The organism is Winogradskyella immobilis, assembly GCF_021887715.1.
Classification (GTDB): Bacteria; Bacteroidota; Bacteroidia; order Flavobacteriales; family Flavobacteriaceae; genus Winogradskyella; species Winogradskyella immobilis.
The window spans coordinates 54,392-73,815 of record NZ_JAIQXX010000009.1 but is presented as its reverse complement, the minus strand read 5'-3'; the positions used below and the strand labels follow the sequence as shown (position 1 = coordinate 73,815).

Annotated in this window: 16 protein-coding genes; 6 read left to right on the top strand and 10 right to left on the bottom strand. The window is 31.1% G+C overall.

The features are described from left to right. The first annotated feature begins 18 nt into the window (after nt 1–18). Nucleotides 19–390, top strand: a complete 372-nt coding sequence (locus K8Z87_RS08375; RefSeq protein ID WP_227477050.1) for a hypothetical protein — start codon at nt 19–21, stop codon at nt 388–390. 78 nt (nt 391–468) lie between these two features. On the opposite strand, the gene K8Z87_RS08370 is transcribed toward K8Z87_RS08375, so the two are convergent. Continuing rightward, entirely contained in the window at nt 469–1,635 is a 1,167-nt protein-coding gene (locus K8Z87_RS08370; RefSeq protein ID WP_227477100.1) for a proline dehydrogenase family protein, read from the bottom strand. Nucleotides 1,636–1,735: 100 nt separating this feature from the next. Between K8Z87_RS08370 and aroB the strand changes: the two genes are divergently transcribed. Beyond that, entirely contained in the window at nt 1,736–2,809 is a 1,074-nt protein-coding gene (gene aroB, locus K8Z87_RS08365; RefSeq protein ID WP_227477049.1) for a 3-dehydroquinate synthase, read from the top strand. Here the strand turns inward: aroB and K8Z87_RS08360 are convergent. Further along, nucleotides 2,806–3,909, bottom strand: coding sequence for a DUF3667 domain-containing protein (locus K8Z87_RS08360; RefSeq protein ID WP_227477048.1), 1,104 nt, complete (start codon nt 3,907–3,909; stop codon nt 2,806–2,808). The two genes, aroB and K8Z87_RS08360, sit on opposite strands and share 4 nt — an antisense overlap. 231 nt (nt 3,910–4,140) lie before the next feature. On the opposite strand from K8Z87_RS08360, the gene K8Z87_RS08355 reads away from it, so the two are divergent. After that, a complete protein-coding gene (locus K8Z87_RS08355; RefSeq protein WP_227477047.1) occupies nt 4,141–5,373 on the top strand; it encodes a hypothetical protein in 1,233 nt (410 codons plus the stop codon). 87 nt (nt 5,374–5,460) lie between these two features. Here the strand turns inward: K8Z87_RS08355 and K8Z87_RS08350 are convergent, their stop codons facing one another. From K8Z87_RS08350 to K8Z87_RS08335, 4 genes are all read right to left on the bottom strand, one after another. Continuing rightward, entirely contained in the window at nt 5,461–6,918 is a 1,458-nt protein-coding gene (locus K8Z87_RS08350; RefSeq protein WP_227477046.1) for a lipopolysaccharide biosynthesis protein, read from the bottom strand. 20 nt (nt 6,919–6,938) lie between these two features. Further along, nucleotides 6,939–8,231 (bottom strand): glycosyltransferase family 4 protein, encoded by a 1,293-nt coding sequence (locus tag K8Z87_RS08345; RefSeq protein WP_227477045.1) that lies wholly within the window; start codon nt 8,229–8,231, stop codon nt 6,939–6,941. 76 nt (nt 8,232–8,307) lie between these two features. Next, nucleotides 8,308–10,734, bottom strand: coding sequence for a YfhO family protein (locus K8Z87_RS08340; RefSeq protein WP_227477044.1), 2,427 nt, complete (start codon nt 10,732–10,734; stop codon nt 8,308–8,310). An 80-nt stretch (nt 10,735–10,814) separates the two neighbouring features. Continuing rightward, a complete protein-coding gene (locus K8Z87_RS08335; protein WP_227477043.1) occupies nt 10,815–11,102 on the bottom strand; it encodes a DUF4834 family protein in 288 nt (95 codons plus the stop codon). An 84-nt stretch (nt 11,103–11,186) separates the two neighbouring features. Here K8Z87_RS08335 and K8Z87_RS08330 point away from each other — a divergent pair, with 84 nt between their 5' ends. Both K8Z87_RS08330 and K8Z87_RS08325 read left to right on the top strand, forming a co-directional pair. Further along, the gene (locus K8Z87_RS08330) at nt 11,187–12,092 is read left to right on the top strand and encodes a transporter (RefSeq protein ID WP_227477042.1); all 906 of its coding nucleotides are present in this window, start codon (nt 11,187–11,189) and stop codon (nt 12,090–12,092) included. 78 nt (nt 12,093–12,170) lie between these two features. Then, on the top strand, nt 12,171–13,292 hold the full coding sequence (locus K8Z87_RS08325; RefSeq protein WP_227477041.1) for a GNAT family N-acetyltransferase: 1,122 nt from the start codon (nt 12,171–12,173) through the stop codon (nt 13,290–13,292). A 52-nt stretch (nt 13,293–13,344) separates the two neighbouring features. Here K8Z87_RS08325 and K8Z87_RS08320 read toward each other — a convergent pair whose 3' ends face one another. The 3 genes from K8Z87_RS08320 to K8Z87_RS08310 all read right to left on the bottom strand — a co-directional run bounded on the left by K8Z87_RS08320 (nt 13,345) and on the right by K8Z87_RS08310 (nt 17,979). Beyond that, a complete protein-coding gene (locus K8Z87_RS08320) occupies nt 13,345–14,604 on the bottom strand; it encodes an aminotransferase class I/II-fold pyridoxal phosphate-dependent enzyme (RefSeq protein WP_227477040.1) in 1,260 nt (419 codons plus the stop codon). A gap of 206 nt (nt 14,605–14,810) precedes the next feature. Beyond that, entirely contained in the window at nt 14,811–15,848 is a 1,038-nt protein-coding gene (locus K8Z87_RS08315) for a PLP-dependent cysteine synthase family protein (RefSeq protein WP_227477039.1), read from the bottom strand. Nucleotides 15,849–15,918: 70 nt separating this feature from the next. After that, the gene (locus tag K8Z87_RS08310; protein ID WP_227477038.1) at nt 15,919–17,979 is read right to left on the bottom strand and encodes a S9 family peptidase; all 2,061 of its coding nucleotides are present in this window, start codon (nt 17,977–17,979) and stop codon (nt 15,919–15,921) included. A gap of 78 nt (nt 17,980–18,057) precedes the next feature. Between K8Z87_RS08310 and K8Z87_RS08305 the strand changes: the two genes are divergently transcribed. Beyond that, nucleotides 18,058–18,369: a YbaB/EbfC family nucleoid-associated protein gene (locus tag K8Z87_RS08305; protein WP_227477037.1), complete on the top strand. Its 312-nt coding sequence runs from the start codon at nt 18,058–18,060 to the stop codon at nt 18,367–18,369. Nucleotides 18,370–18,398: 29 nt separating this feature from the next. Here K8Z87_RS08305 and K8Z87_RS08300 read toward each other — a convergent pair whose 3' ends face one another. Next, on the bottom strand, nt 18,399–19,418 hold the full coding sequence (locus tag K8Z87_RS08300) for a threonine aldolase family protein (protein WP_227477036.1): 1,020 nt from the start codon (nt 19,416–19,418) through the stop codon (nt 18,399–18,401). Nucleotides 19,419–19,424: the final 6 nt, after the last annotated feature.

The following is a 19,424-nucleotide window of genomic DNA, read 5'->3' as shown; positions in this document are numbered from 1 at the left end:
GCTTTCGCAGGAAGTAACATGAAATTTGTACAACGTTTAGGCTATTATCTTGGTGGGTTTGCTATAGGACTAATCCTTTTATTATTCTTTTTAAATGGTAAAGATGCTTCTTGTGATTATGGACCAAATGCAAGAACTGTAAAAAACATCGCATCAAAACGAATAGTCTATAATGAGACTATTGAACAAACTTTCAAAAATAATGAGATGGATTCGACTATAGTTCGTCAACTTATAAGGTATGGAAGTGTTGATTTTTCAGAAAGTGACATTAAATCCGAACCTTGTAAAATCTATCATATAGAAAATAGCTACAAGGAACGTGATGTGATTCTAAAAGTTGAAAACTGTGATTCTATTGCAAAAGTCATTAGTTTTAAATTCAATTAACAACTTCCCGATGCAAGTATGCGTGGCATTAATAATTAGGAATTAAACTTAACAGATTCCTGCCTTCGCAGGAATTCATTATATTTTCCTACGCTTACGTTCAGTTTTCAGTAATTCTAATTCTCTATTGGTTTGGCCAGCAACAGAAGTGTTTTCTTCTGCACGACGAATTAAATAAGGCATTACATCTTTTACTGGTCCAAATGGTAAATACTTAGCGACATTATAACCAGCTTCAGCCAAATTAAAACTGATATGATCACTCATACCATACAATTGTCCAAACCACACATTATTATCAGATTTAGAAATACCGACTTCATTCATGAGTTGCATGGCTAAGTGACAACTATCTTCATTATGCGTTCCTATAAATAAAGCAATCTCTTTGTTATTATTTAAAATATAACGAAGACCTCCATTAAAATTAGTGTCTGTAGCTTCTTTTGTTTCACATATAGGCGATTTATAAGCATTTTCAGAAGCACGTTTACGCTCTTTCTCCATATAAGCGCCACGGACAATTTTCATTCCTATAATAAATCCATCAGTTTTGGCACGTTTATGTAAACCTTTTAAATAATTTAATCGATCCCAACGATAGAGTTGTAATGTATTATAAACAATAGCTTTATCGGTGTTATATGTTCGCATCATTTCTTCTACCAAATCATCGGCTGCTGTTTGCATCCAACTTTCTTCTCCATCTATTAAGACTTCAATGTCTTTTGCCTTGGAACGTTTACATACTTTATGGTAACGAGCTACTACTCTATCCCATTCTTGCTGTTCTTCTTCTGTAAAAGCTTTACCATCAGATTTTTTTTCGTATAAATCTATACGTCCAAATGCTGTTGGCTTAAATACAGCTATCGGCATAGCGTTTTTATGTTCAGAGAAATCTATAATTTTTAATATTTTTTCTAAAGCACTATCAAACTGTTCTTCAGTTTCTTTTCCCTCTACAGAATAGTCCAGTACCGAACTGACTTGCCTTGTATACATTTTATCTATAACGGGCATACAATCTTCTTCATTGATACCACCACAAAAATGATCAAATACCGTTGAACGTATTAAGCCTTCAACTGGTAATTTAGCTTTTAACGCAAAGTTTGTCGCAGCTGTTCCGATACGCACTAGTGGTTGTTTTGATATCATTTTAAACAAAAAATAAGCACGCTCTAGTTCTGAATCTGTTTTTAGTTTAAACGCTATTTCTGTGTTTTCAAAAAGTGAGTTGATAGACATCTTATAATATTTTATACAAAAATATGTATTAGATCTCTGATTTTTTTTGAAAAAAGGAAGTATTTTCACAACTCAAAATGAGAGCCTTTCTAAAATGGAATCGATAACTACCAAAAACGCTATAGTTCATTTTAATTCAAATATTTACGAAGAATTAAAAGTCTATATAAAAGAGAACAACCCTTCAATTATATTTATTCTTGTAGATATAAATACTCATGATGATTGTCTACCTCAATTTTTATCGCAATTAGAATCTGGTGATATCCAAGTTGAAGTTATGGAAATGCCAGATGGTGAAGAAAGTAAAACTATAGATATCTGTATGGGAGTTTGGGAAGCTTTATCTGAATATGGAGCTGACCGTAAAAGTTTACTTATCAATTTAGGTGGTGGCGTAGTTACCGACTTAGGTGGCTTTGTGGCAAGTACCTATATGCGAGGTGTAAAATATATAAACATTCCGACGTCTTTGTTGGCTATGGTTGACGCTTCTGTTGGCGGAAAAACGGGTGTAGATTTAGGTAATCTTAAAAATCAAGTCGGCGTTATTAGCGAAGGTGATATGGTAGGTATAGATGTCTCATTTCTTTCTACATTACCAAAAAACCAAATGATTTCTGGTTTTGCTGAAATGCTTAAACATGGTTTAATCTATGACAAGACGTATTGGAATACACTAACCAATCTTGAACAATTAGATGTTTCTGATCTAGATCAATTAATATATGATTCTGTAGTTATAAAAAATAAAATAGTTTCTGAAGATCCAACAGAACAAGGTTTACGAAAAATATTGAATTTTGGACATACACTTGGCCATGCTATAGAAAGCTATTTTTTAGATTATACGGAAAAACCAACCTTATTACATGGTGAGGCCATTGCTGTTGGTATGATATTAGAAGCATATTTATCTACCAAAATATGTGGCTTATCTACAAATGATCTAAAATCTATAACGTCTGAAATTTCAAAAACATTTTCTAAAGTTGATATCAGTTTAGAAGATTATGCACCTATTATGAAACTTATGTTACATGACAAAAAAAATAGTCATGGTATTATAAAATTTGTATTACTTGAAGCTATTGGTAAAGCAAAAATAGATTGCGAAGCTACTAATGAATTGATTATAGAAGCTTTTGAATATTATAAAAACTTTTAGTTTATTTCCCAGTATAATGTAAAGGCTATTATTAATAATGCTACTGGTATAACCGCCATAAAAAATAAAAATGTAATAATGCTACTTTTAATTAAGGTGAAAAACCAATTACGTTTATAAAAATTTAGCAATGCTATATAAAAGTATAGAAATGCTGATAGCGCTACTAGCCAATCTATCCAATTAGGAATGTCATATATAAATCGATTAATTCCAAAAATTAAACTTAAAGTTGTAAATAAATAAGAGAAATAATAAAAACTAAATACTAAATGATGCGCATAAGTCCCGCTTCTAAAATAGAATAGTTTTAAAAATAGAGCAAACATAGGTAACAAGAAAAACATAGATATAGGTATCGCGTCAAAAAAGCCTTGTATCACAGACCCAAACCCTTTGCCTCTATCTTTTTTTCTATCCAACATATACTTGAAAAATTTATATTGAAAACCATCTTCTTCGACATCGTCTTTCATACCCATCTCTTTAAAAATCAATTTTTCTTCTGCATTTATTGAAATTAAAGAGTCTACCTTTTTTTCATTAAAGTCCCACGCAAAACTTGGGCCACTATTATTATTTGCAATAGCTGCATTTATAATTGAATCTGACGCTTTAAAATCTTCATCTGTAAGACCCAGTAATTCTTTATTATCCTTTATAGATTTTATAACTTTACTAGTTTTAATAGAGTCTAAAGCAACTTTTTCTAATTGCATAGAATCTAATGTTTTATTGACCTTGTCTGAATTAACAACATCTTTATTGACTTTGTCTGCTCTTGCCACAAATTCCCTTGTACTAAACGATAAAATAAAAAAGAAAATTACAGATACAAATAAATACATCTGTGCCGGATGCAAAAACAAAAGCCGTTTCCCTTCTAAAAACTTCCTAGCTAGATAACCTGGACGAAACATTAAAGGAATAAAACTCTTTAAAAAACGCGCGTCAAAAGAAAAGTAATTACTAATGGTGTTGTAGAAAAGTACGCCAATAGTTAAATCTTCGTTCGTCTTTTGTCCACAATGCGGGCAAAATTCAAAACCTTCTTCATAAGGTTTTTCACAGTTTTGACAAGTTGGTGTTTTTGTTTCCATTAATGATGGTTAGTCTGGATTTAAAATTACGAAAAATCTAAAATTAAAAATCATTTTAGAGCATCTTATACTATTAAGAAGACTAAAATTATAAAATGTTACAAATCATTATAGCTTCTATTCTACTCTAATTTATCTAAAATTATAATAAACCGCTGATAATAAGCATGTTATTTTTTTGGCACGCTGTTTGTAATTAACATAATACGTTTAATTTAAAATCAAATAATTATGAAAAGGATTCTATTTTTTTTAGCAAGTATGTTCCTGGTAGGAAATACAGCTTTCGCAGTAACCAACACAACTATAGAAGCTAATGCTTCTGCAACAAATTATGTAAGAGGTTATGGTAATTCTTTCATTTTTGTTGAAGGTGGTGTAGAATTTTCGGTTTTTCCGGATGGACAATTTGATTTCTATGCTTCAAATTATGGGCCAAATGTAAGTTTGGGCATTAACACAAGAGGTTTTAGATTCAGTTTTAATTCTGGATACGATTATAATCCATACGTACAATATGATGATTATGGTGCTGTAATTCAAATTGAAAACACACCACTATACTATGATTATTATGGTAGAATCTCTCAAATCGGGAATATCTTTATTAACTATAATGGTTTTGGACGTGTACAAAGAATTGGTGGATTAAATATTTTTTATAGAAATAATGCATATGCATATCATACAGGTTTTATAAATATATACAACAGAAGTTATACATATAGACCTTGGCACAGATATTATTCTGTTCCTGCAGTAAACTACTGTATCGTTAACACAAGACCTTATAGACAGTTTTATACACCAACTAGATATACATATTATAGACCGTACAGAAACAATGTACGCTATGTAAATGTTAACAGCAGAAGGAGCAATGCAAATTTTGGGCGAAGAACAAATAATAGATACACTAACCGTTATGTACAGTCTCCAAGAAATGCTAGAGAAAGAAGTATTCAACGTCGTGTAGAACAGAGAAATAAAACGATATCTCGTAATAGGTCATCTCGTTTGGCTAGTAATAACTCAGGAAGACAAAACAGAACTAGTGTTAGTAATACCAATAGTCGTCAAAATAGAGTTGTAAACGCTAATAACGGAAGATCTAGCAGAAGCGTAGAACGTTCTTCTAACAATACACGTTCTAATAGAATAGCATCTAACACTAATGTAAGACGTAACTCTAATACACAACGTACTGTAAATAGAACGGTTACTAGAAAAAATGTGACCAAAACAAAACCTTCTGTGTCTAATAGAGTAACACGTAGTTCGAATACTTCGTCAAGAAAACAAAGTATATCTAAACCACGTCAGGTTTCAAAGCCTAAAACGCAAACGAAATCTAGAAGTACCGTATCACAGAGTAAAAGAAAATCGTCGTCTGTAAAGACAAGGTCGAATTCAAATAGAAGCTCAAGCAAATCTACAAGTTCTAATACTAGACGTCGTGGATAAAAAAACCTTGGTTGGTTAGTAGAATATCCTGCAAATGTATGCCTCAAAGCACATTGCGGGATGTTCTCATTTTAAGGCACTATGTAGTTAGCTTAGTTTTAAATACTTTTTGATTTGAATGGAAATATCTTCAGAAAGGTTTAGTTTGTAAACCAACATAAAATAAAGTAGTGTTATTACTATAGACTTTGTAATTATGCTAATAATTGTAGGAAACGGAAATTCAATAAAATATAACCCAAAACTTAGTAGTGTTAATAGTAACAAAACTTTAATAGTTTTGATATTAAAAGGCTGCATATTAAATTTTTGTTTTACAAAAATTAATTTTATTGAATTATAAATAAAAATAGCCAAGAAAGTAGCAAGTGCAGAACCTTCAATACCATATAATGGAATAAATATAACGTTTAACACAACAGCCATTATAGCTAATAATACCCCAAAAAATAATACCATTCTGTAATAATTGCTGTTAAACAAAATAGCATTATTATTACCTAAGCAATTGTCATAGAGTTTGGCTAAACTTATTATAATGACAACAAATAAACCGCCTGTAAATTTCTCGGGAAGTAATAGATATAACGTATTAATGTTTAATACAATTAGCAGAAAAATAAAACCACTAATAATTAATAAGTTTAAGGAACTCCGTGTATATAAATCTTTTAAAGACTCATCGTCTTTGTTATTTAAAAACTTTGCTGTTAATGGCATCATTATTTGATGCATAGCTCGTTGTGGTACTGCAATTACCGTAGCTATAAAAATGGCAACACTATAATAAGCTACAGTTTCAATTTCTAAATATTGACCAATCATAAACTTATCTATATCTAAAATAAACATAGCCACTGAACCCGCTATAATAATTAGCATACAATATTTTAGTATGGAAGATAGACCGTTGGGTTTACTAAATTTTAAAACAGGAATACGGACTGTAAACGCATAACACATCATTATTAACATACGTAATAGGTAAACACTAACAATCCCAATAATAAACTGATCTACAGTAACCCAATTAAAATAAACACAAAACAATAAAATCATAATACCAATACGATGAAATACTTCTCGCATTAGATTACCAAAAACTGTTTTTAATTGTGTTTTAGACCAGGCAAAAAAGATTTCAAAATAAGCCATAGTAATAGCTATACTATACATTTGCCACAAGTAATTTTTAATTATAGGGTTTTCAGCAGATAATAGATTGCCTATGTTTTCATAACCAATATATCCTATAAAACCTGCAGGAATAACTAATACAAATGGTAGAAATAGCATTAAAGTTAAAAAGCTATTAAGGCTGTTTTTAGTTTTAAATGTTGAATAAAATTTAATAATCGCATTATGAACTCCAAATGCCATAAATGGCATTAGAATATTGGCTGTAGATAAAATAAAAGCAACCAAACCATAATGTGTATCTGTTAAAAAACTAGTGTAAAGAAATAATGTATTTATAGCACCAATACCAAACCCCAAATAGGTACTTATGGTATTTTTAAAAGATTGATTAATTACGATGCCCATACACAACTAATGTACAATTTTTAATTATTGGCAAGTATGAGTTCTGAAAGTTGTTTGGTAATCTGTTTTCTACTGTACTTTTCTATACCAATAGGGCATGCTTTTAAACTTTCTTTTTTATACATTTTATAATATGATAAAATTTGATTTTTAAGTGCAGCCTTAGAATTATAATTAAAATACGTTCCTGTATTTGTTGTTTTTATGATTTGTTCTACATCTGAATCATTTGGACCTAGAGCTAAAATTGGAGTTTTAGATTGCATATACTCAAACAATTTACCGGGTATAATTGCTTTAGTCGTTTCAGAATCTATTTCAATAAGCAGTAAAATTTGAGAAGCCATTTGTGCGTGTATAGCTTCATTATGAGAAACATATCCAAGAACATTTATATAATCATCTAAATTGTATGCTTCAATTGAAGCAATAACTTTTTCACTAACTATTCCTATTAATTTCAACTCAAAATCATTAGCAAAATCTTTGTTTTCTTTAATTAATTCTGAAAGCACTTCCCAAAGCACTTTAGGGTTTCGTTCAGATAATAAGGATCCAATATGCGATAATGAGAATTTTGCATCTTTGTTTTTTAATACTACTGAATGTGAATCGTAACCATTAGTTATCACTGCTATTGGTTGCTTCGTTTTTGTTTCAAATTCATTTTTAGTATGATGACTGGTTACAATAATTTGATCTGACGTATTTAAAACACTACGTTCTAATTCTATATGCTTTTTTTGCGATACTGTCGTTAATTTTAAATCTTTATGATAACCAATGGTTGTCCAAGGATCTCTAAAATCTGTTAACCAATTAACTCCTAATTGTTTTTTTAATTGTAAACCTATAAGATGTAAACTATGCGGTGGACCAGTGGTTATAATGGTGTTTATATTATTCTCTTTTATATAGTTTGAAAGAAAATTTACCGATGGTTTTAGCCAATTTTTACGTGCATCTGGAATAAAGAAATTACCCCGTATATAAAGCATTAATTTCTCAACTAAAGATTGTTTCTTTTTTTCAGGGATTACACCAGAACTAATCGTTTTTGTATTCTTTTTTGAAAACAATTTGGCATATCTATATGGCTCCGAAATTGGATGTTTTAAAACCGTGATATCATCAGGTATTTCGTTTACTAAACTTTGATCTGTAATTGGGTAATTAGGGTTTTTAGGGCAATAAACTATGGGTTCGATATCAAAATCGGGGAGATATTTCACAAATTTCAACCAACGTTGTACTCCTGGACCTCCTGCTGGTGGCCAATAATAGCAAATTATTAAAACCTTTTGTTTACTCATTTCTGTCATTCCTGCTAAGACAGGAATCTATTTAATTGATCTAGAATGTAGATTCCTGCATTAGCAGGAATGACAATTAGTCTTCTTTTTTCTTAAACATAAAAAATATTCCCAACACTAACAAAATTCCATACAATGCGGAACTTGCTAAAGCAATCTTGCTACCTGTCTCAATAACTTTAGGTTCAAACTTAAACTCTATAGTATGATTCCCTTTTGGAATCGACAAACCACGTAATGCATAATTAACACGCTGGTGAGGTACTAAGTCACCGTCGATGTATGCATTCCATCCATTTTCATAATAGATTTCAGAAAAAACAGCAAAACCATCATAGGTATTATTAGATGTGTATTTTAAAGCGTTAGGTTTAAAACTATCTAATTGTATGTTAGCCAAAGAGTCTTTTGCATAAGTAGTAATTAAGTTGGCATTATCAAAAATTGACTTTTTAATTACTGCACTAGTTTTAGTATTTAGGCTGTCTAAAGCTAAAATTTCTGCATTTGCATCTTTTACAACTTTAAAATCATTTATAAACCAGGCATTGCCGTTAGGATCTGTATAACGTGTTGTGGCTTCTACTCTACCATTTTCATCACTTACAATAATATATTTTGTATTTAGCATGTTCAACACTTCTGGATTACTCTTTGCAATATGAAAATCAAATAAAGCGTCAAAACGTTTCAATTTTGCAGCATGATAACCAGATAAAGAATTATGAAAATATGCTGCTCTAGCTGGTCTCTGTTGTCCTTCTTGTGATGCATCTAAAATTCTAAAATGCGTTTTATCTTTATGTATAACTTCATCTGCAGGTGTTTTTACATAGGGTTTATCTACTTGTCGTGCTGAGATAAAATTATCATTATTTACATAATTTCGGTTGACAGTAACGAGATCAAATAAAATTAATACAGCAAATACTATGACAACACGCTGTTCTGATATTTTCTTCTTTAAAAACATATAGATAGCACCTACTGACAGTAAAATAAGAATCAAAGCTCTAATCGTATCTATATTAAATATGGCTTTCCTATCACTTATTATAGCATCAATTAATGGCTCAGGGATACCATCATCTCTAAAACTTCTAAAATCAAAGAAGGAAGATTTAAAAATTAAAAAGATTAAACATAAACCAGCCGTAATAGCAGAAGCATATTTTAATGCCTTTAATTTTTCATCATCGTTTTGAAAATCATTAAACAAACGTACTAATGCAAAAATCCCTAGAATTGGAATGCACAGTTCTAAGATAACCTGTATAGAACTGACTGCTCTAAATTTGTTATATAATGGCACGTAATCGATAAAGAAATCTGTAAGTATTCCAAAATTCTTACCATAAGATAAAAATAGAGAAAGTAATGTGCCACCAACTAACCACCATTTTAGTCTTCCTTTCACTAAAAACAATCCTAAAACAAACAGAAAAATGATAACTGCTCCTACATAAGCTGGCGCTTCTACTATAGTTTGGTCACCCCAATACATGGGAGCGTTTTTAGAAAGTTCTATAGCATCTATTGGAGATGCTCCCATAGATACATATGTTTTATAAGTTTCAGAATCTTTGCCTATATCTTCTGTATTTCCACCTCCCATAAAACGTGGAATAAATAAATTAAAAGATTCTGCTAAGCCATAACTGTATTCTGTGATGTATTCTCTACTTAAGCCCGAAGTTACTTCTCTTGGTGAGCCATCAGTGTTTATAGTTAACTCACCCTTTCCTCTTGTACTCTCTTTTGCGTACTCTTGAGTTGCTAAAATATTAGTAGCATTCAAAGCTACTCCTATTGTCACTGCTACTGTTAAAATACCGACAGATTTAAAAAAATGAGGCAACTGCTTTTTTTGATAAGCATCTACAAGATATGCTACTCCCATAACCAAAACCAAAAGCAGTAAATAATAAGTCATTTGAAAGTGATTAGTAACTATCTCTAATCCCATAGCAACAACGGTTAAGAGAAATCCAAAGATGTATTTCTTCCTAAACACTAATACAATACCACTTAATACTAATGGCATGTAAGCTATAGCATGTGCTTTACTATTATGGCCAACTCCTAAAATAATAATTAGATAGGTGGAAAAACCAAAAGCTAAAGCCCCTAGTGCGGCCAATTTAAAATCGACTTTTAAGCATAGGAGTAAAATATAAAACCCAATAAAGTATAAGAATAAATAATCTGCTGGTCTCGGTAAAAACCGTAACGTTAAATCCAGTTTTTTAATATAATTGTGAGGATATTTTGCACCTAATTGATATGTAGGCATTCCTCCAAAAGCACTATTAGTCCAATATGTTTCTTTATTTTCTTTAGCACTAAACTCTTTCTGCTGTTGTGCCATACCAATGTAATGCATAATATCACTTTGGTATATTTTCTTTCCTTTTAAAACTGGACTAAAATAGGCTAAAGACAATACAATAAAACCTAGTAATACAAGTAAATGCGGTAGAACTTTTTTTATAGAAAACGACATGAAATTATTTTAGAACTAAATTATTATGAAAAATAGGCATAATTTTTAAAAGACAGAAACTTTATAAGTTTTAGGAAAGGTTAATCTACCTCTTCATAATCTATATATTCCCCAACATTATTATTAGATGTTTTTTCTCTATTAGGAACTTTATCTATAACTGTTTCACCTTCTTTATGCTTTTGCTGATGTTGAGATTGGTTTTGAAATCCACCAAATTGTTGTCCAAAACGTTGCTCCATTTTTTTAGCAGCAAATTTTACTAAAAACGGCGCGAGTAAGCGTGCTAATATTTTAAATGCAAAATAAAATAAAAAGATCCAAAGTAATGTTCTTGCCAAACCTACTATAGATGCTGTGTAAATCATAATCTCAAATTATATTTCAAAAATACAATTAACAAAATTTATAATCCGTTATAATTCTATAAAAAAAGTATAAAATATCTATATTTGAAAACAAACCCAAAGCAAATGACATTACAAAAATCATTTTTTATAGTTGCATTGCTGTTTTTATCCTGCTCAGCAAACGCGCAATACACAGAGGTTATAAATTCTAATCGTCCAGGTGTTTCAAAATCAGCCTTTTCTGTTGGTACTAATGTTGTACAATTTGAACTAGGAGGCTTTAGTATTGATGAAGAACATACCCCACTAAATTTTGAAATTAATGGTTTCGGTGTGGACTTTGCTGTCCGATATGGTTTTTTATTAGAACAATTAGAATTAAGTTTAGATGGTGTTTACCAAAATGACACGTTTACAAGTAACACTTCTTCTATTCCTTTTGAAAGAGACCGAGCTAACTTAAGAAATTTTACAATTGGCGCAAAATACTTAGTATATGATCCTTATAAAAATGCAGAAGAAGAAAAACCAAACCTATATAGTTACCATGCAAATAATAAATTTAAATGGAAATCTTTAATACCAGCTGTAGCGGTATTTGCAGGGGCAAATTTTGATACTGAAGATAATCCTATAACTCCGCCAGATGCTGATGGCTTTAGCCCTAAAGTAATGGTGGCAACTCAGAATAATTTTAATGGAGGTTGGGTATTTGTAACTAATTTAATTTTTGATCGTATTGGCAATGATTTTTCTGAGTTTCAATATGTTTTAACATTAACACATTCCTTTTCACCCCAATGGGTCGTATTTGGGGAAGCCCAAGGTATAAAAGGTGATTTTTATTCTGATAATCTTTTTAGATTTGGCGGTGCATATCTATGGACTAAAAATTTTCAATTGGATGCTAATGTCGCTTTTAATACTAAAGACACACCTTCTGTATTTAATATTGGTTTTGGAGCTTCTTATCGTTTAGATTTTCATAAATATAAAACTGAACAATGAGATCTATAATACATATGATTCAAATAAATATTAAAAAACATTTAGATTTTTTGGTTCTATTAATTTATAAATCATCTTATGATTACAATTAAAGAAGCCACATCCAAAAAAGAATTAAAAGCTTTTGTTAAGTTTCCTTTTACACTTTACAAAAATTCTAAATATTGGGTACCACCAATAATAGCAGAAGAACTAAGAACATTTAATAAGGATATTAATCCTGTTTTTAAGGATGCTGAAGCGTATTTCTTTCTCGCCTATAAAAACAATACTGTAGTAGGTAGAATTGCTGCTATTATCAATTGGTTAGAAGTTAAAGGGCAAAACGAACCAAAAATGCGTTTTGGTTGGTTTGATGTTATTGATGATATTGAAGTTACTAAAGTACTACTCGATAAAGTACATGAAATAGGAAAACAAAAACAATTGAAATATGTTGAAGGTCCAGTAGGTTTTTCTAATTTAGATAAGGTTGGCGTACTTACTGAAGGATTTGATCAAATGGGAAGTATGATTACTTGGCATAATCATCCTTATTATGCAGAACACTTTAAATCTCTTGATTATAGTGTTGGTAAAACCTATTCTGAAAATGTTATGGAATTTAAAAATATCTTGCCAGAATTTTTTTCCAGAGTTCAAAATATGGTAAAAAGGCGTTACCAGCTACGTCCGCTTAATTTTGATAATAGTAAAGACATTATGAATTATGCGGATGAGATGTTTGATGTGTTTTCAAAATCGCATTCAGTATTATCATCTTTTGTTGAGATTAATAAAGAACAACGTGAGTATTTTAAAAATAAATTCATTAGCTTCTTAAATCCTGAATATGTGAAATTTGTTTTAGACAAAGATGATAAGGTTGTAGGCTTTGGCATTGTAACACCTTCTTATGCTAAAGCACTTCAAAAAATTAATGGTAGGTTGTTTCCTTTAGGGTTTATGCATTTGTTAAATGCAAAAAAACATGCAAAAACAGTAACATTTTATCTTATAGGTGTTTTGCCCGAATACCAGAATAAAGGAGTTACAGCTATTATCTTTGAAGAATTCCACAAGACTTTCAAAGCAAAAAATATTGAACTTTGTGTTAGAGGTCCTGAATTAGATGACAATATTGCGATACAACAACTCTGGAAAAACTTTAAACCGGTTGTCAATAAACGTAGATGTACATTCAAAAAGAATATTGTATAAAAAAAGAGCTATTAATTAATAGCTCTTTTTCATAAGTTTTATATTATAATAACTACTCACCCATAGCAGCAATTAAAGCAGCTGACATACGTTTATAAGTTCCATTATCTAATCGATCTCTAATAGCGTCAAAAGCATCTAAAGTTTCTTCTACATCTTGCAATGTATGTGTTGCGGTAGGAATCATTCTTAGTAAAATCATTCCTTTAGGTATAACAGGATAAACCACTATAGAACAGAATATTCCGTGATTTTCTCTTAAATCTCTAACTAAAGCCATAGCTTCAGGGATACTACCTTTTAGGTATACAGGAGTAACGCAACTTTGAGTTGTACCAATATTAAATCCACGAGATTTTAATCCCGATTGTAATGCATCAACAATTTTCCAAAGATTTTGTTTTAACTCTGGCATTGTCCTTAACATATCTAAACGCTTTAAAGCACCTACTACCAATTGCATTTGTAGAGACTTTGCAAACATTTGAGATCGTAAATTATATTTTAAATAATCAATAATTTCCTTATCTGCTGCAATAAATGCCCCTGTACTTGCTAAAGATTTAGCAAACGTAGCAAAGTACACATCTATATCATCTTGAACACCTTGTTCTTCACCAGCACCAGCTCCCGTAGCACCCAAAGTTCCAAAACCATGAGCATCATCGACAAATAATCTAAAATTAAATTTCTTTTTAAGGGCAACAATTTCTTTTAGTCGACCTTGTTCACCTCGCATACCAAAAACACCTTCAGAAATAACCAATATACCTCCTCCAGTTTGCTCTGCCATTTTAGTAGCACGTTCAAGGTTTTTTTCAAGGCTTTCAACATCATTATGCTTATATGTAAAACGTTTACCCATATGCAAACGCACACCGTCAATAATACATGCATGGGCATCAACGTCATAAACAATAATATCATCTTTAGATACTAAAGCATCAACAGTTGATACCATACCTTGATAACCGAAATTTAATAAGTAAGCAGCTTCTTTATTAACAAATGCAGCTAATTCATTTTGCAATTTTTCATGAAGATCTGTATGTCCAGACATCATTCGTGCTCCCATAGGGTAAGCAGAGCCATACTGAGCAGCAGCTTCAGCGTCTACTTTACGAACTTCAGGATGATTAGCTAAGCCTAAATAATCATTAATACTCCATGTAATAACATCTTTTCCTTGAAACTTCATTCGGTTAGAAATTTGTCCTTCCAATTTTGGAAAAACAAAATAACCTTCAGCTTGTGCAGCCCATTTACCTAAAGGGCCTTTATCTCTGTAAATCTTTTCAAATAAATCCTTCATACATCGTTTCTGGTTCAAAACTTAAATTTATAGTTATTTTAAGTTTTAAATAAATAATTTTAGTTAAAATAGTCAATTAGTTAGGCAAAATTAGGTAATAATATTATGACTGCATAATTTATTTATGCTTTCTGTCTCTCTAATATTATCACAAAAAAGCCTATTAAAAATCAATTCTAATAGGTCTTTTAATAATTTTGTTTTTTCTATTTAATATATTCAATATTAGAAGAAATAACAGGATCCTTATCTAAAAACCCTTGGTCTTCCATCCATTTGTCATTATAAATCTTACTCATATACCTTGATCCATGGTCTGGAAATACAACAACAACTTTATCTCCTTCATTAAATTCTTCCTCTTCATTTAATTGTTTTAAAGCTTGCATTGCAGCACCACTAGTATACCCAATAAATAAGCCTTCTGTTTGCGAAATTTCTCTCGCTGTGTGAGCACTATCAGAATCTGTAACTTTTACAAATTTATCTATGACGTCAAAATCCATAGAAGATGGTATTAAGTTTTTCCCTAAACCTTCTATACGATAAGGGTATATCTCTTTTTCATCAAACTCACCAGTTTCATGAAACTTTTTTATCACAGAACCATAAGCATCTACACCAATAACTTTAATATCTGGATTCTGTTCTTTTAAATATTTAGAAATTCCTGAAATAGTTCCACCTGTTCCTCCGCAAGCTACAAGATGTGTTAGTTGACCTTCTGTTTGTTTCCATATTTCAGGACCAGTAGTTTTGTAGTGTGCATCAATATTTAATTTATTAAAGTATTGATTAATGTATATTGAACCTTTGGTTTCACTATGTAAACGTTTTGCTACCTCATAATACGATCTTGGATCATCTGCTTTAACATGAGCAGGACAAACGTATACTTTTGCTCCCATAGATTTAAGCATATCTATCTTATCTGGAGACGATTTAGAACTTACTGCTAAAATACATTTATACCCTTTTATAATACTTACCATTGCTAAACTAAAGCCTGTATTACCAGATGTAGTTTCTATTATTGTATCATTTGGTTTTAGAATACCTTGGCGTTCTGCCTCCTCTATAATATGAAGTGCAATACGGTCTTTAGATGAATGACCAGGGTTAAAAGCTTCTACTTTAGCATAGAAATCACCTTTAAATCCTTCTGTTATCTTATTCAATTTAATAAGCGGCGTACTACCAATTAATTGAAGCACACTGTTATAAACATTATTATTTTCTTTCATAAAAGCTATTAATCAGTTACAAATTAAATCATTGTAATCTAAAATCGGGCAAAAATAACATTTTTTTTAACTAGGCTTTAACATTTTCTAAATCTAACAAAAAGGCAAACTCTAGTGCGTCTTCTTTAAGCGACTCAAAACGTCCTGAAGCACCTCCATGGCCAGCATCCATATTAGTTTTTAAAAACAACTGATTATTGTCCGTTTTTAACTCTCTAAGTTTAGCTACCCATTTTGCGGGTTCCCAATATTGCACTTGAGAATCATGTAAACCAGCTGTAACTAAAAGGTTTGGATATCCTTTTTGCTCAATATTATCATATGGAGAATACGATTTCATATACTCATAATATTCTAATTCGTTAGGGTTTCCCCATTCGTCATATTCGCCTGTAGTTAAAGGGATAGAATCATCTAACATTGTTGTCATAACATCTACAAATGGTACAGCTGCTACAACACCATTATACAATTCTGGTGCATTGTTAATTACAACTCCCATTAATAAACCTCCTGCGCTGCCTCCCATAGCATACAAATGTTTTGCTGATGTATAACCTTCTTTTATTAAATGTTTAGAACACGCTATAAAATCTGAAAATGTATTCTTTTTATTTAATAATTTTCCGTTTTCATACCAATGCCTACCTAGATATTCACTACCTCTAATGTGCGAAATAACATATATAAAACCTCGATCAAGCAAACTTAACCTTACGGTTGAAAAATAAGGATCTACAGTTGACCCATATGATCCATAGGCATATTGCAAAACAGGATTGCTGCCATCTTTTATAATCCCTTTTTTATAAACAACAGACATAGGGATTTTTGTTCCATCCTCGGCTGTTGCCCAAATACGCTCTTCTGTATAATTCTCTTTATTAAAAGCTCCTCCTAAAACTTCTTGTTCTTTTAAAACCACTTCTGTTTTATCGGCCATATTAAAATCTATTACAGAAGCTGGTGTTGTCATAGAATTATAGCTATATCTAAGCACCTCTGTATCAAAATCTACATTTGTACTTGTAAAGCAAGTATATGTTTCGGATGCAAATGGCAAATAATAGTCATCAGTGCCATCCCATCGTATCACTCTAATTTTATTAAGACCATTAGTACGCTCGCTAAGAACTAAATAGTTTTTAAAAATATTGAGGTCTTCTAATAAAGTCTCTTCTCTATGCGGAATGACATCTACCCAATTCTCAATATTATGCTGAGATTCTGATGTTTTCATCAATTTAAAATTGGTAGATTCATCTTTATTGGTAAGAATATAAAAATGACCATTATAATGCGATATACTATACTCTAATCCTCTTTTCCTTGGTTGAAAAATCTTGAAATTTTCGTTTGGTGTATCCGCATTTAATATATGATATTCATTAGTTAGCGTACTGTAACAAGCTATAATAATATATTTTCGAGATTTAGATTTGTATACTGTTACACCAAAGGTGTCATCATTTTCTTCATACATTAATCTATCTTCTTTTTGCCCGAGTTTGTGTTTTAAAATCTGGAAAGCTCTTAAAGTTTTTTCATCCTTTTTTGTGTAAAATAAAGTTTCATTATCATTAGCCCAACTAGAAGATCCTGTTGTGTTTAATATTGTATCTTCTAAAAGTCTATCTGTCCATATTTCTTTAACTTGTATGGTGTAGTTACGCCTTCCTGTAAGATCGATGCCGTATGCTACTTTTTTATTATCTGGACTTATACTAATACCCGCAAGTTTAAAATAACTTTGACCTTCTGCCATTTTGTTACAGTCAAAAAGTAACTCTTCAGGATTATCTAAACTTTCTTTCTTTCTAGCGTAAATAGGGTAATCTTTACCTTTCTCAAATCTAGTAATATACCAATAGCCATTATATTTATAGGGCACCGACTCATCATCTTCTTTAATTCTTGCTTTCATTTCTTTAAATAAATCAGCTTGAAAGTCTTTGGTATGTGCCATTTTAGCTTCGCAATAGGCATTCTCTGAATTTAGATAAGAAATAACATTTTCATCTTCTCTATCATTCATCCAAAAGTAATTATCTACTCTAGCGTCATTATGCGCTTGTAATGTTTTTGGAATCTTCTTTGCTATAGGTGGTTTAACTTCTGAAATCTTAGTCATTATTTTATGATATTTTTTAATCTAAAAAGCTGAGCAATTTACTAATTTTACATCATATTAATTTTAAAAGACACGATTATGTTTGGTGATATGATGGGCATGATGAATAAATTAAAAGAAGCCCAAAAGAAAGTAGAAGAAACAAAAGAACGATTACATACCGTTTTAATAGATGAGGCTAGTAATGATGGCAAATTAAAAGTAACCATAACCGCTAATAGAACACTTAAAACCATAGATATAAACGAAGATCTACTAGCAGATAAAGAAATGTTAGAAGATTATTTAATTCTTACACTTAATAAAGCTATAGAAAAAGCTACTAATATTAATGAAGCGGAAATTGCAGCTGTCGCTAAAGAAGGCATGCCAAATATTCCAGGATTATAATACTTTTATACCAGTTAGTGGCTTAATCGTTACATTTTGCTTAAAGTGTCTAATAATTTTTCATGCATAGCATCGGTATAATCTAAGTGTGTTACCATTCGCAATTTACCGCTTCCCATACCTATAATCTGAATATCCTTTTCTTTTAAAGTATTGACAAACTCTGTATCGTCTATATGCGATTGTACTTCAAAAATGACAATATTAGTTTCAATAGGTTCTACTTTTTTAATCGCTGGTAGTTTAGAAAGCACCTCACCTATTTCTGTTGCCTTTTTATGATCCTCTGTTAAACGATTTAAATGATGATCTAAAGCGTATAAACCTGCTGCTGCTAAATAACCAACTTGTCTCATGCCTCCACCTAATATCTTTCGTACGCGTAATGCTCCTTGCATCAATTCTTTACTGCCTATTAATACAGAGCCTATTGGACAACCCAAGCCTTTACTTAAACACACCGAGACAGTATCGAACAATTTGCCATATTGCAAAGCTGTTTCATTTTTAGTAACCAAAGCGTTCCAAAGTCTAGCTCCATCTAAATGATAACCTAAGCCATTGTCTTTAGCTACATTTTGAATACGTTTTAATTCTTCAAAGTCCCAACATGCTCCTCCTCCTTTATTTGTTGTATTCTCAATCTCTATCAATGATGTTAATGGGCTGTGATAAAAATCTGGTGGGTTTATAGCCGCTTTAGCTTGTTCCGCTGTATACATACCACGATCACCATCTATTAATTTACAAGACAAACCACTATTAAAAGAAGCTCCGCCACCTTCATAATTAAAAATATGTGCATATTTATCGCATATCACTTGTTCACCAGGATTAGTGTGCAAGTTCAAAGCCGCTTGATTTGCCATGCTACCCGTAGGAAAAAACAAAGCTTGATCCATACCAAACATATTGGCAAGACGCTCTTCTAAGGCATTAACAGTTGGGTCTTCTTTATATACATCATCACCAACATTTGCATTAAGCATAGCATCTAACATGCCTTTAGTTGGTTTTGTTACCGTATCACTTCTTAAATCTATAACCATATTATT